Genomic DNA, 13,801 nt, shown 5'->3' on the forward strand with positions numbered 1-13,801 from the left:
AAGTAACAACAGTCATCATGGAACGTATCCAAAAATTATTGGATGAAAACAAAGTATAATAAATGTAATTTTTGTTTTGAAAAAGTGAAAATTTTTGTTTTTATTAAAGAATTCGCATAAAATAAAGATTGGAACGTTGTGAAGGAGGATGCTATATGTCTGAGGAAATGAACTTGCAGGAAAACCAGGATTTCCGTGAAGGAAGTTTTGTGAAAGGTACGGTTGCCCAAGTTGAAGAAAAGGCAGTAACTGTCACAATTGAGGGTGCACCGTTTGATGGAATAATCCCGATTAGTGAACTGTCAAGCTTGCACATTGAAAAAGCTTCTGACGTCGTTTCAATTGGAGATGAATTGCAACTAATTATTACAAAAGTAGAAGATGACAATTTTGTGTTATCAAAACGTAAAGTTGATGCKGCTGAAGCTTGGGATTCTTTGGAACAAAAATTCGTCAGTGGGGAAATTATCGAAGCTGAAGTAAAAGACGTAGTAAAAGGTGGACTAGTTGTTGATCTTGGATTACGTGGATTTGTTCCCGCTTCACTGGTCGAAGATCACTTTGTGGAATCATTTGACGATTACAAAGGCAAAGTGCTGACATTCAAGATCGTTGAAATGGAAAAAGAAAAAAATCGTTTGATTTTATCCCATCGTGCAGTGGTGGAAGAACAAAAACAATCGAATAAAAAAAGTGTACTCGATCATATTCATCCAGGTGATGAGCTAACTGGTACCGTTCAAAGAATTGCTGCTTTTGGAGCGTTTGTTGATCTTGGTGGTGTCGATGGACTTGTTCATATTTCACAATTATCCCATGAACATGTTGAGCAAGTTTCTGACGTTATCCAGGAAGGCCAGGAAGTAAAAGTCAAAGTTCTTTCTGTTGACCGGGACAGTGAGCGCATTTCTTTATCCATTAAAGATACACTTCCTGGACCTTGGGAAGGCATCGAAGATAAGGCGCCAAGAGGGTCTGTTCATACAGGGACTGTAAAAAGACTAGTTTCATATGGTGCTTTTGTTGAAGTATTCCCTGGAATAGAAGGATTGGTTCATATTTCTCAAATTGCCCATTCACATATCGGCACTCCTCATGAAGTGTTAAAAGAGGGCCAAGAAGTGCAAGTGAAAGTATTGGACGTAAACAAACAAGATAAACGATTGTCACTAAGCATTAAAGATTTGTTGGAGAAGGAAGATGGTTATTCAGGCACTGATTATGAAATGCCTGAAGAAGCTAAAGGTTTCTCGATCAGTGATGTTATTGGTGATAAATTAAAAAACTTTAAATAACGGAGTAATCTTATGACTAGAGCTGAACGAAAATTGGACCATATAAAGCATGCGTTGTCTACAGGACAATCAAGAGAGACATGGTTAGATGATGTTCGTTTTGTTCATCAAGCACTGCCTGACAGTAATTGGGACAGTGTGTCATTGCAGACTCAACTGGGCGAACTTGTTTTTGGTTCGCCTTTTTTTATTAATGCAATGACCGGTGGCGGAGGAGCTAAAACGGCTGAGTTAAATAGCCAACTATCCCGTATCTCCAAAGAAATGAATATTCCCATGGCCGTTGGATCTCAAATGGCGGCTCTTAAAAATCCCGAAGAAATAGCTACATACTCGACTGTGAGAAAAGAGAATCCGAATGGTGTGATACTTGCCAATTTGGGTAGTGAGGCTACCGTGGACCAAGCAAAACGAGCAGTCGATATGTTGGAGGCCAATGCAATACAGATTCATTTGAATGTTATCCAGGAATTGACAATGCCTGAAGGAGATCGAGATTTCAAAGGAGCTTTATCCAGGATTGAATCAATTGTAAATGAATTGACAGTGCCGGTAATTGTTAAAGAAACTGGTTTTGGCATTTCAAGGGAAACTGCGATTAAACTTCAGGAAATTAATGTAGCTGCGATTGATGTAGGTGGATTTGGCGGAACGAACTTTGCGGCAATTGAAAATGAGCGTAGACAAAGGAAACTGTCCTATTTCAATGAATGGGGTATTCCTACTGCTGCTGCTTTGATAGAAACCTCTTCAGTAACGTCCTCAATGCTACCCGTGATTGCATCGGGAGGTGTCCAGCACGCTCTCGATGTCGTGAAGTGTTTAGCACTGGGAGCTTCTTCGGTTGGCCTTGCCGGCGTCTTATTAAAGAAGTTGGTTGAGGATGGGGAAGAAGCAACCATTCAAGAAATTAAGCAAATGAATGAAGATTTAACGATGTTGATGGTTTCTCTTGGGGCTGAATCTATTCAGGAGTTACAACAATCTCCTTTAATCATATCAGGTGATTTATATCACTATCTCACTCTCCGAGGAATAGATACTCATACATATGCCAATCGAAAATAATAAAGAGATGCAGACATTCTCCACTGTCTGCATCTCTTTTATTTTTGTTGGATATATTAAATGTACAAAAGCATAAAAATTGGAATACTGCGCCCATTGCCGTTCGAACAATGTTTTTCACCATGAAACGTCGAAGTCCGACTAACTTGGACTTTTCAACATTCCATAAAGTCGAGCTATCATGGCGTTTTACACTTTACGTGCACTGATATTTTCTTGAAATAGTCCGGATATCAGTATACGAAATATACTTGCTTTCACCATTGGGGTGCAACCTGTGTTTTTCTCATGTATAATACTTTAGAGAAGAAGTTGGAAGGATGAATTATATATGTCTAAACCGGTAGTAGCTATCGTAGGCCGGCCGAATGTCGGAAAGTCCACAATCTTTAACAGGATTGTAGGGGAACGTATATCAATCGTAGAGGATATCCCAGGAATCACACGCGATCGTTTATACAGCTCGGCAGATTGGCTGACTCATGAATTCAATTTAATCGATACAGGCGGTATCGAAATTGGGGACGAGCCATTTTTGGAACAAATCCGTCAGCAAGCAGAAATCGCGATCCAGGAAGCAGATGTCATCATCTTCCTTACCAATGGTCGTGAAGGTGTAACTGCTGCTGATGAACAAGTGGCGAAAATATTGTATAAAACAAAAAAACCAGTCGTGCTGGCAATCAATAAAATAGATAATCCAGACATGCGGTCCATGATTTATGATTTCTATTCACTTGGATTCGGTGAACCATTCCCGATCTCTGGTTCCCATGGTCTTGGATTAGGGGATCTGCTCGATGAAGTGGCGAAAAACTTCCCTGAACAGGATGAAGAAGAATATCCAGAGAATGTCATCAAATTCTCACTCATCGGTCGTCCGAATGTAGGGAAGTCTTCTTTAGTGAACAGCTTCCTTGGGGATGAACGAGTCATCGTAAGCGAAATCGCAGGTACTACACGCGACGCAATCGATACTCAATATGAATATGAAGACCAGCCATATGTCATCATCGATACAGCTGGTATGCGTAAAAAAGGGAAAGTTTACGAAACGACTGAGAAATACAGTGTGCTTCGTGCTCTTCGTGCAATTGAACGTTCCGACGTTGTTTTAGTCGTATTAAACGCTGAAGAAGGTATTCAGGAACAAGATAAAAAAATTGCCGGCTACGCACACGAAGCGGGTAAAGCAGTCATTATCGTCGTAAATAAATGGGATGCTGTTGAAAAAGATGAGAAAACGATGAACAAAACAACAAAAATGATTCGTGAACATTTCTTATTCCTCGATTATGCACCAATCATTTTCGTATCCGCAAAAACTAATCAGCGTGTGCATTCAATTTTACCAATTATCAACCGTGTCAGTGAAAACCATGCAATGCGTGTTACTTCTAGTGTCTTGAACGAAGTAATTGAGGATTCAGTTGCGCGTAACCCTGCACCGACAGACAAAGGCCGTCGTCTGCGTATTTATTACGCTACACAAGTTGCGATCAAGCCACCGACATTTGTCGTATTTGTGAACGAACCAGAAATCATGCATTTCTCATATGAACGCTTCCTTGAAAATAGAATTCGTGAATCTTTCGATTTTGAAGGGACACCAATTCGTCTTATTACACGCGCTAGAACGTAATTTGTTTCAGTAGGAGAGTTGCTAACATGGAAAAAGTAGTCGTTTTAGGTGCCGGAAGCTGGGGGACAGCGTTAAGTATTGTTCTTGCAGAAAACGGTCATGATTGTTTGCTATGGTCGCACCGTGAAGATCAGGCAAACGAAATCAATCAGCAACATACAAATGAAAAGTATCTACCTGGAACTGTATTACCAGATTCGTTGATAGCTACTTCATCCCTAGAAGAAGCAGCCAGACATGGGAAAATAGTGGTCATGGCTGTTCCGACGAAAGGCATTCGTGAAGTATGCCGCAATATCAAAGAGTGGATACAGGAACCTATTCTTTTTGTTCACGTGTCAAAAGGTATTGAACCAGACTCATTAAAACGTATTTCTGAAGTGATGAGGGAAGAATTGCCCGCTCACTTGATAGAAGAAATTGTAGTTCTATCGGGTCCGAGTCATGCCGAAGAAGTAGTTTTGAAACACCCGACTACCGTGACAGCAGCGTGCGAAAATATTCAATATGCTGAAAAAGTACAGGATTTGTTAATGCATGGATACTTCCGCGTATATACCAATTCTGATGTCATTGGAGTAGAAATGGGCGGTGCATTGAAAAATATCATTGCACTGGCTGCAGGAATAACTGATGGATTGGGATACGGTGATAATGCCAAGGCTGCTCTAATAACAAGAGGACTTGCTGAAATTGCCCGCTTAGGAACAAAAATGGGTGCCAATCCCTTAACGTTCTCAGGCTTAACAGGCATTGGGGACTTAATTGTGACCTGTACAAGCGTTCATTCTCGAAATTGGCGGGCTGGCAGCATGCTGGGTAAAGGGATGAACCTGGATGAAGTGTTGGAGCAAATGGGAATGGTTGTTGAAGGTGTACGCACCACAAAAGCTGCATACCAGTTGTCGAAATTCCATGATGTTCCCATGCCGATCACCAGTGCTCTTTATGCCGTGTTATTTGAACAAGTAGATCCAAAATCAGCAGTTGATCAGTTGATGGATCGCGTGAAGAAACATGAAATGGAAGATTTATACGAGTATCTATAAATCGTCACAAAACAAGGGGTAGAGCGTCTGTACCTCTTGTTTTTTCGTGTTATACTTATTCGTTGAGAGATAGTGAAAGGTGGTTAATTTTATGTCATCACTAGACAAAATGTGGATTTCGTTTGCTGCAATGGGCTTCATGATGATTTCTATGTGCTTAATTTATGTCAGTCGAAATAAAATCAATAATCGTGTTATTAAATTTCTATTTGCACTTGTTTCATATGTACTTCTAATCATTGGATTCTTATGTATGATATATATAGTATTTAGCGGTCCAACAGGGGGTTCGTAAGAAAATCATGAAGAAAATATCACAATTAAGTCTATTAATCCTCATTGCAATATTGTTGTCGGGATGTATGTATCCCGAATCGGAACGGGTAGAAAATCAAAGACCCAATGAAGAGCAATTGGCTTCAGTACAAGCCGCTGTAGAACAGTTCCAAGAGACTACAGGTGGTTTATTGCCTATTAAAACAAGGGATCAAGATGTTGATCAATACATTAAATATCCGATTGATTTCGAAAAGATTGTTCCGGCTTATTTAAGTGAAATTCCTCCAAATGCGTACGAAAATGGTGGTTTGTTTCAATATGTCATCATGGATGTCGAAGAAAATCCAACGGTCAAATTGGTTGATTTACGTTCTGCTGAAAAAATAAGAGAATTAAATATTAAACTTGGCGCAAATGGGTATGGGCCTATAGCGGAACAAGTCGCGGAAAATGTATATAAACTGGATTACAAAATCATGGGTTACAAAGAGGAACAAACAGTACCTAGTCCATATTCAAACGTAAATCTCCCATTAGTTGCAACGGGAGATGGGTCTATTTATATCGATTACTCGATTGAGTTAAATCGCATCCTCCAAGAAGATAAACCAGATGTCAAACCTGGTGAAGATATTCGTTATCTATTGGTAGACAAATACCCTGTTTTGCCAGCTTACTCGCTACCATACACTGTCAATGAAAAGAATGAACCAGAATTTCTACAAAAGGAAGTTAAATAGGTCCGCTAAAAATAGCTATCAGATCTCTTCGTTGGCTTGTTTCTTGCTCCTCACGTATTGAGAACATACGCTGCGGTGCTCAAAAACTACGCCGCATTGACCTCCTCGGCTATTTTTATGCTACTTATTGAACTAGAATTTAAAGAAATAAAGAGAAACGTTTCGTGCATATGCATGAAACGTTTTTTTTGTGCATACGATAAAGTGCGTAGGAAAGGGGGCAACGATATGGCTGAAGAGCTTTATCAACAAATAGCCGAACGGACAAATGGAGATGTATACATTGGTGTTGTTGGACCGGTACGAGTAGGAAAATCTACTTTTGTAAAGCGGGTAATGGAAAGTTTAGTAATTCCGAATATGACGGATGAAGTGGACCGAATCCGTGCACAAGATGAACTACCTCAGAGCTCTCCTGGTGCAGTAATTATGACAGCTGAACCGAAATTTGTGCCAGCTCATGGTACTAGCATTCAAGTGGGTGACGACGCATTCCGATTCCATATTCGCCTGGCGGATTGTGTAGGATATATTATTGAGGGTGTAAAAGGCCATGAAGATGAGAACGGTCCGAAGTACGTTCACACCCCATGGCATCATGAACCAATCCCGTTCCAGGAAGCTGCAAGAATCGGCACAGATAAAGTTATCCGTGACCATTCTACAATTGGGATTGTAATGACAACAGACGGTTCGGTTAACGACATTCCGAGAGCAGCAGTCGAGGGTGTTGAAGAAGAAATTATCGGTCAGTTAAAAGAGATTGGAAAACCTTTTGTAGTTGTTCTGAATACCCGATTCCCGGCTCATGATCAAACTCATGCATTGCGCCAGGAATTATGTGACAAATACAACGTGCCGGTCATTGCGACAGCTGTGGATCAAATGACAGTCCAAGAGATTCAATGGGTATTGAAAGAAGCGCTGTATGAGTTTCCAGTGACAACATTTGAACTTTTGAAACCGGAATGGATGGATGTATTGGAAAGTGATCATCCACTTAAACAATCGATTCAAAATTCTTTGGATTCTTGGTCTCAACAAGTTGCAAAAATCAGAGATGTGAAAGATCTGGCTACATTTTTATCTGAAGAACCTCACGTTGCAAACGCTGAAGTCATTGAAGTGAATGCAGGTAAAGGAAAAGCATCCATTCAAATCGATTTAACAGATGATGCGTTTCAATCGGTATATCAGGACTTCCTGGAAGAACCGATTGTCTCGAAAAAAGATTGGCTTTTATACGTAAAAGAAGCATCATATGCAAAAAAATCATATTTAAGGTTCCACGAAGCCATTGAAATGGCAAAAGAAAGTGGTTATGGTGTGACTCTACCGACAATGGAAGATTTCACGCCTTCAGCACCAGAGTTAATTAAAGAAAATAATTTCTTTGGTGTCCGGATGAAAGCAAAAGCACCTTCACTACACATTATCCGTGTAGATATGGATGCAGAGTTCTCACCATTGATTGGCTCGGAATTCCATAGTCAACAGTTATTAAAAGATTTAAAAGATGCCTACCTGCACAACCGTGATGCCTTATGGCAAACATCTTTATTCGGTACTCCACTTCACGAAATGCTGAAGGAAAGCATGAAATTCAAAACAGAAGCTGTTCCAACTCATGCGAAGAGACGCATGCGTGAGACGATTGAACGAATGGTAAACGAAGGCGATCGCGGGAGCGTCACCTTTATTCTATAAAAAAGAACGGGGCATCGCATTTTACTATGCGAAAAGTCCCGTTCTTTTTTGTTATGAGGGCATTTTCTGCATGAAGTTGGAAATTGTGGTGGAAATATTGTTGCGTAGGCTTTTTGGTTATGATACTCTTTTTACATGATTGAGGTTCCATCCCCTTTGAGAGGAGGTGAATGGTGTGAATAAAACAGAATTAGTGAACTCTGTAGCTGAAGCTGCAGATCTTTCGAAAAAAGATGCTTCTAAAGCAGTTGATGCGTTATTTGATACAATTCAAGATGTTCTTGCAAAGGGTGAAAAAATCCAGCTAATTGGTTTTGGTAACTTTGAAGTTCGTGAACGTGCTGCTCGTAAGGGTCGTAACCCACAAACAGGTAAAGAAATCGAAATCGCTGCAAGCAAAGTACCTGCTTTCAAACCAGGTAAAGCGCTTAAGGACGCGGTAAAATAATACGTGTCTGAACCTACATAAGAACGGCTTTTGTGAATTCTCACAGAAGTCGTTCTTTTTTTATTTGGTTTAGTTAAACGATACTTTTAATTAACATATATTTTCGCTAGCACCTTATATTTTGGAAGCTTTTTTTTAGTTTACAGTGTCGCACCAGATAAGAGCTTTTCTCTTTTTAAAAAAGAATCTAGACGAATGAAGCGTTTTTGCGTAACATTTGATGGTATGCTACGATTCAGTAGTATTATTTATATTCATTACATATCCCTCAATTTCATTTTATTCTTTGAGGATTAAAGCTCGATTTGTGTCGTCTGCATTAGTAAAKTGCAGTAACTCATAAAACAATCTGGCTTGCGTTGTGATTATTTCAGGAGGCGTCCATCATGTCAAAAGTAAATTTACAAAAAATAGAAGAAGCAGTGAAAATGATTCTGGAAGCAGTAGGCGAAGACCCAGAACGTGAAGGATTACTTGAAACGCCAAAACGTGTGGCAAAGATGTATGCTGAAATGTTTTCAGGGCTGCAGGAAGACCCTAAAGAATACTTTAAAACCGTTTTCCATGAAGACCATGAAGAGCTGGTTTTAGTAAAAGACATTCCGTTTCATTCGATGTGTGAACATCACTTAGTTCCTTTTTACGGAAAAGCGCATATCGCCTATATTCCGAGAGATGGAGTCGTTACAGGCTTAAGCAAATTGGCGAGAGCAGTAGAGACAACAGCAAGACGTCCGCAATTACAAGAACGTATTACGTCTACGATTGCAGATTCGATTATGGAGATGCTAAATCCTTATGGTGTATATGTAGTGATCGAGGCTGAACATATGTGCATGACGATGCGAGGTATAAAAAAACCTGGAGCTAAAACCGTCACGGCAGTTGCACGTGGGGTCTACGAAGAAGACGATATTAAACGTAGTGAGATTTTATCGTTCATTCAAATGAATTAAGCAAGTAAACTTACAAAGTTAGGTTATGCTATGATAAATAGACAATAAAGTTCATGGAGGAGGATGCTGAATGGCACAAACGGAGTATATCGTAATCCGCGCAGAAGAAGATGGTGTTCACGTAATCGGACTTACTAGAGGCACAGACACAAAATTTCATCACTCTGAAAAACTGGATCGTGGCGAAGTTATGATTGCACAATTTACTGAACATACTTCAGCGATGAAAATCCGTGGGAAAGCAGAAATTCGAACAACTCATGGCACGATTCACAGTGAAACGAAAAAATAGGTCCAGTCTACGTGAAGGACTAGCGTTGCTGTGCTATAATGACAAAATACGACACCGGCAATATAGCGAAATGGAGCACGTACGATGAACGAACAATTCATTCAACAAACAATCGAACAATTTAAGTCGAAAATATTGATGTCTGTCCGTCATCGGACTCTTCGTATCCATACGGGCGAACCGGATCTTCGCGAAGACCGATTATTTTTTTTGCTTCTGCCATATTTGAATGGAGAGCATTGGAATGATGAGCAGGAACAATCAGCTATTTCGGTTGCAGTCATTTATAGTGCATTAGCGGCACATGATCAGATTAAAGAATTAAATGCTTCGTCCAAAAGTCAGCAATTAACTGTGCTGGCCGGAGATTACTATAGCGGTCTCTATTACCAAATGTTAGCCAAACTCTCCAATATCGATTTGATACGTTCATTATCCAATGGCATTATCGATATCAGTGAGAAAAAGGCATCTGTCTATGACAACGTAAAGCAATCATTTGATCAATGGATGGAAACCATTCAGACCATTGAAAGTTTATCTATTGTTCAATTTCATGAACACTTTGAGTACGTGGGATATCAATCATTTGTTCGTCGAGGCTTAATGATTCATCGATTAGAATACGAGTTGGATCTTGTGAATCAAGGGAAAAGTTCTCGTTTTCAAGAGTCGTTAGCAGATAGCGAAGATGAATTTGATTTTTCACACTCCTGGCTCGTCTTACTGAACCATGAACTTTCAAATCAAAAAATCAAAATGATGGAAGACATTTCACAATCTCATCTATTAAGCCATCCTGTCCGAAAATACTTATTAGATTTGTACAAACTCCGATTGAATGAACAAGTGTCAGTCATGAGAGAAAGGTGACCTAGGCATGACCAAAACAAAAGAGCAACGTGTCCATGAAGTATTTGAAAAAATTTCAGGGAATTACGATAAGATGAATTCAGTCATCAGTTTTCAACAACATATAAAATGGCGTGAAGATACGATGTCGCGAATGAAAGTTGAACCAGGAAGCACCACATTGGATGTTTGCTGCGGTACAGCCGATTGGACGATTTCAATGGGTCAAGCTGTAGGGTCCTCTGGAAAAGCGATAGGACTGGATTTCAGTCAAAATATGTTGAATGTCGGTATGGAAAAAGTGAAAGATTATCCTCAGATTGAACTTGTTCATGGCAATGCGATGGATTTACCTTATCCGGATCATACCTTTGACTATGTTACGATTGGATTTGGTTTGCGAAATGTACCGGATTATATGCAGGTTTTAAAAGAAATGCATCGCGTCCTGAAACCGGGTGGTATGTTTGTATGTCTTGAAACTTCGCAGTCGGAGTTGCCAGTTTATAAACAACTGTTTCGCTTTTATTTCAAATATGTAATGCCTGTCTTTGGTAAGTTTTTCGCCAAAAGCTACAAAGAGTATTCTTGGTTACAAGAATCGGCAAAAGATTTCCCAGGAATGAAGGCACTTGCAAAAATGCTTGAACATGCTGGATTCAAACAAGTTGAATACAAGCCATATAGCGGCGGAGCAGCTGCGAGACATATTGGCATTAAAAAAGTTTAAATAGCGGGAGAAGGTTAATTGTTGTGGAAAAGATGAAGTTGAAGATGCTCTATTCTGATATGCGTTCAGATTTAGATCTCATCGAAAAAGAATTGGAAATAGCGGTGAATTCGTCTTCAGACTTACTCAATGAAGCTTCTCTTCATTTATTGCATGCGGGCGGAAAGCGAATTCGGCCCGTTTTTGTTTTGTTGGCAGCTAAGTTTGGAAATTATCAAATTGACCAAATTAAACATGTCGCTGTACCACTGGAGCTTATTCATATGGCCTCATTGGTACATGATGATGTAATAGATGATTCCGAAATGAGACKTGGACAATTAACGGTAAAAGCACAGTGGAATAATCGAGTCGCCATGTATACCGGCGATTTTATTTTTGCCCGTGCTCTTGAATACATAACGAACATCCAGAATCCAAAAGCGCATCAAATCCTATCTTATACAATGGTTGAAATATGCCTTGGAGAAATCATTCAAATTGAAGACAAATTCAAATTGGATCAACGCCTTCAGGATTATTTTAGACGGATTAAAAGAAAAACAGCGTTGTTGATTTCCTCAAGCTGTCAGCTCGGCGCAGTTGTCTCGGGAGCCGATGAAAAAACCGTCAATCATCTGAAGCGGTTTGGATATTATGTCGGCATGTCATTCCAAATAATTGATGATATTTTGGATATTACGTCTACTGATAAAGAATTAGGCAAACCTGCCGGATCTGATTTGATACAAGGTAATATAACTTTACCGATTTTGTTCTTGAAAGATTTGCCGGAATTCAGACCAGATCTTGAACATGCTCTATCAGGAAATATGACTGAAACAGAGCGTTTAGCACTCGTTAAAAAGATTCGGGAATCAGATGCAATTGAGAAGTCCAAAGCAATCAGCAACCGGTATTTGCAGAAAGCTTTAAAAGAAATCGATGCACTTCCAGCGTCGCGTGCAAAAAAATCATTACGAGATATTGCACTATATATGGGCAAGCGTAAATTTTAATGTGTTGAACAAACGAAGAGACAATGGTAATATTTTTTACGGTGGATAAAGTATCCATAACTATTTTGGGGATAAATCTCTAACATACAATTGAAGGAGTGTTAATTATGGAAAGAACTTTCTTAATGGTAAAACCTGATGGCGTACAACGTAACCTAATCGGTGAAATCGTTGGTCGTTTCGAAAACAAAGGCTTCCAACTTGTTGGAGCAAAATTAATGCAAATCACACCTGAACTTGCTGGCGAACACTACGGCGAGCACAAAGAGCGTCCGTTCTTCGGTGAATTGGTAGACTTCATTACTTCTGGACCAGTTTTCGCAATGGTTTGGGAAGGCGAAAATGTAATCGCTACTTCTCGTTTATTAGTAGGTGCTACTAACCCTAAAGAATCTGCTCCAGGAACAATCCGTGGCGATTTTGCAGTAACTGTTGGCAAAAACATCATTCACGGTTCTGACTCTGCAGATAGCGCTGTTCGTGAAATCGGTTTATTCTTCAAAGAAGAAGAACTAGTTTCTTATTCAAAAGACGCTAACAACTGGGTAAACTAATTAACTTAGCAGTCAAATGATTTTTCATTTGACTGCTTTTTATTTTAAGCAAATATAGCTTTGCGATATAATGGAACTATATTTGCATACATAATAGTTGTTTTCATACTTGTAGGCTCATTCTTGAAATGTGCAACAAGCGCAAATGGACTATATATAACAGTTAAGTTTAAAATAGCCTATAATGAAAATAGTAAGTAAAATCGTCCGAAGGAATTTTCGGACTTTTTTTTAATATTTTCAAGAACGATGAAAATGAAATCGGTTTGTGTTATAGTGTTACTTAAAATACTTTAGCGAGTTGAAGGGGGAAAGTGTTATGCGTTATTTAACAGCTGGAGAATCTCACGGTCCACAATTGACCGCCATTATAGAAGGATTACCCGCACAATTAACCATTACAGCAGAAATGATCAATAAGGATTTAAAAAGAAGACAAGGTGGTCATGGACGTGGCAGACGTATGCAAATTGAAACCGATACGGTTGATATAACTTCAGGTGTGCGTCACGGTAAGACATTAGGTTCACCAGTTGCTCTGGTGGTTACAAACGACGATTGGAAGCACTGGACACATGTCATGGGAATTGAACCATTGGAAGAAGGATTGAACCCAGATGATATCAAACGACAAATTACGCGTCCTCGACCAGGGCATGCGGATTTAGTCGGCGGCATGAAATATGGTCATTCAGATTTAAGAAACGTTTTGGAACGTTCTTCCGCGCGAGAAACGACTGTTCGTGTGGCTGTTGGTGCAGTGGCAAAACAGTTACTTTCGGAATTGGGGATCAACATTGTTTCGCACGTGACAGAAATCGGTGGCATAAAAGCAGATCCATCCGCTTGGGAAGGTCTAGATGTAAAGCAAATTCGTGAAATCATTGAAGCGGATCCTGTTTATTGCTTGGACCCACAGGCCTCAGAATTAATGGTCAAAGCAATTGATGAAGCAAAAGAAAACGGCGATTCTATCGGTGGAGTTGTGGAAGTCATTGTGGAGGGTATGCCAGCTGGAATAGGAAGCTATGTTCACTATGATCGTAAACTCGATGCCAAACTTGCAATGGCAGTAATGAGCATTAATGCATTCAAAGGTGTTGAAGTTGGATTAGGATTTGAAATGGCTCGTAAACCAGGCAGTCAAGTACATGACGAAATTGTTTGGAATGAGGAACAAGGGTATACCAG

Annotated in this window: 15 protein-coding genes; all 15 read left to right on the forward strand. The window is 39.7% G+C overall.

What is annotated here, in order from left to right:
- Window positions 1-155 precede the first annotated feature (155 nt).
- A complete protein-coding gene (gene rpsA / locus AC1DSL_RS12985) occupies window positions 156-1,295 on the forward strand; it encodes a 30S ribosomal protein S1 (protein WP_477532489.1) in 1,140 nt (379 codons plus the stop codon).
- A 12-nt stretch (window positions 1,296-1,307) separates the two neighbouring features.
- Window positions 1,308-2,363 (forward strand): type 2 isopentenyl-diphosphate Delta-isomerase, encoded by a 1,056-nt coding sequence (gene fni, locus AC1DSL_RS12990; RefSeq protein ID WP_477532490.1) that lies wholly within the window; start codon window positions 1,308-1,310, stop codon window positions 2,361-2,363.
- 331 nt (window positions 2,364-2,694) lie between these two features.
- Window positions 2,695-4,005, forward strand: a complete 1,311-nt coding sequence (der, locus tag AC1DSL_RS12995; RefSeq protein WP_477532491.1) for a ribosome biogenesis GTPase Der — start codon at window positions 2,695-2,697, stop codon at window positions 4,003-4,005.
- A 26-nt stretch (window positions 4,006-4,031) separates the two neighbouring features.
- A complete protein-coding gene (locus AC1DSL_RS13000; protein ID WP_477532492.1) occupies window positions 4,032-5,054 on the forward strand; it encodes an NAD(P)H-dependent glycerol-3-phosphate dehydrogenase in 1,023 nt (340 codons plus the stop codon).
- Window positions 5,055-5,145: 91 nt separating this feature from the next.
- Window positions 5,146-5,349: a DUF2768 domain-containing protein gene (locus tag AC1DSL_RS13005; protein WP_342541714.1), complete on the forward strand. Its 204-nt coding sequence runs from the start codon at window positions 5,146-5,148 to the stop codon at window positions 5,347-5,349.
- A 7-nt stretch (window positions 5,350-5,356) separates the two neighbouring features.
- The gene (locus AC1DSL_RS13010; RefSeq protein ID WP_477532493.1) at window positions 5,357-6,073 is read left to right on the forward strand and encodes a hypothetical protein; all 717 of its coding nucleotides are present in this window, start codon (window positions 5,357-5,359) and stop codon (window positions 6,071-6,073) included.
- Window positions 6,074-6,301: 228 nt separating this feature from the next.
- On the forward strand, window positions 6,302-7,780 hold the full coding sequence (gene spoIVA, locus AC1DSL_RS13015; protein WP_342541712.1) for a stage IV sporulation protein A: 1,479 nt from the start codon (window positions 6,302-6,304) through the stop codon (window positions 7,778-7,780).
- 175 nt (window positions 7,781-7,955) lie between these two features.
- Entirely contained in the window at window positions 7,956-8,228 is a 273-nt protein-coding gene (locus AC1DSL_RS13020) for an HU family DNA-binding protein (protein WP_477532494.1), read from the forward strand.
- Window positions 8,229-8,614: 386 nt separating this feature from the next.
- Window positions 8,615-9,184: a GTP cyclohydrolase I FolE gene (folE, locus tag AC1DSL_RS13025; RefSeq protein ID WP_016427420.1), complete on the forward strand. Its 570-nt coding sequence runs from the start codon at window positions 8,615-8,617 to the stop codon at window positions 9,182-9,184.
- Between the two features lie 70 nt (window positions 9,185-9,254).
- Window positions 9,255-9,476: a trp RNA-binding attenuation protein MtrB gene (gene mtrB, locus AC1DSL_RS13030; RefSeq protein ID WP_016427419.1), complete on the forward strand. Its 222-nt coding sequence runs from the start codon at window positions 9,255-9,257 to the stop codon at window positions 9,474-9,476.
- 84 nt (window positions 9,477-9,560) lie between these two features.
- Entirely contained in the window at window positions 9,561-10,349 is a 789-nt protein-coding gene (locus AC1DSL_RS13035; RefSeq protein ID WP_342541711.1) for a heptaprenyl diphosphate synthase component 1, read from the forward strand.
- Window positions 10,350-10,356: 7 nt separating this feature from the next.
- Window positions 10,357-11,058, forward strand: coding sequence for a demethylmenaquinone methyltransferase (locus tag AC1DSL_RS13040; protein ID WP_016427417.1), 702 nt, complete (start codon window positions 10,357-10,359; stop codon window positions 11,056-11,058).
- A gap of 23 nt (window positions 11,059-11,081) precedes the next feature.
- Window positions 11,082-12,056, forward strand: coding sequence for a heptaprenyl diphosphate synthase component II (hepT, locus tag AC1DSL_RS13045; protein ID WP_477532495.1), 975 nt, complete (start codon window positions 11,082-11,084; stop codon window positions 12,054-12,056).
- 107 nt (window positions 12,057-12,163) lie between these two features.
- Window positions 12,164-12,610: a nucleoside-diphosphate kinase gene (gene ndk, locus AC1DSL_RS13050; protein WP_016427415.1), complete on the forward strand. Its 447-nt coding sequence runs from the start codon at window positions 12,164-12,166 to the stop codon at window positions 12,608-12,610.
- A 319-nt stretch (window positions 12,611-12,929) separates the two neighbouring features.
- The coding region (gene aroC, locus AC1DSL_RS13055) for a chorismate synthase (RefSeq protein WP_477532496.1) at window positions 12,930-13,801 on the forward strand (872 nt) is incomplete at its 3' end.

This window comes from Paenisporosarcina sp. P4_D4, from assembly GCF_056401835.1.

What these genes read in the sequence shown, in the direction of transcription:
- fni (WP_477532490.1), top strand. Translation starts at nt 1,308, where the DNA reads ATGACTAGAGCTGAACGAAAATTGGACCATATAAAGCATGCGTTGTCT.
- der (WP_477532491.1), top strand. Translation starts at nt 2,695, where the DNA reads ATGTCTAAACCGGTAGTAGCTATCGTAGGCCGGCCGAATGTCGGAAAG.
- AC1DSL_RS13000 (WP_477532492.1), top strand. Translation starts at nt 4,032, where the DNA reads ATGGAAAAAGTAGTCGTTTTAGGTGCCGGAAGCTGGGGGACAGCGTTA.
- AC1DSL_RS13005 (WP_342541714.1), top strand. Translation starts at nt 5,146, where the DNA reads ATGTCATCACTAGACAAAATGTGGATTTCGTTTGCTGCAATGGGCTTC.
- AC1DSL_RS13010 (WP_477532493.1), top strand. Translation starts at nt 5,357, where the DNA reads ATGAAGAAAATATCACAATTAAGTCTATTAATCCTCATTGCAATATTG.
- spoIVA (WP_342541712.1), top strand. Translation starts at nt 6,302, where the DNA reads ATGGCTGAAGAGCTTTATCAACAAATAGCCGAACGGACAAATGGAGAT.
- folE (WP_016427420.1), top strand. Translation starts at nt 8,615, where the DNA reads ATGTCAAAAGTAAATTTACAAAAAATAGAAGAAGCAGTGAAAATGATT.
- mtrB (WP_016427419.1), top strand. Translation starts at nt 9,255, where the DNA reads ATGGCACAAACGGAGTATATCGTAATCCGCGCAGAAGAAGATGGTGTT.
- AC1DSL_RS13035 (WP_342541711.1), top strand. Translation starts at nt 9,561, where the DNA reads ATGAACGAACAATTCATTCAACAAACAATCGAACAATTTAAGTCGAAA.
- AC1DSL_RS13040 (WP_016427417.1), top strand. Translation starts at nt 10,357, where the DNA reads ATGACCAAAACAAAAGAGCAACGTGTCCATGAAGTATTTGAAAAAATT.
- ndk (WP_016427415.1), top strand. Translation starts at nt 12,164, where the DNA reads ATGGAAAGAACTTTCTTAATGGTAAAACCTGATGGCGTACAACGTAAC.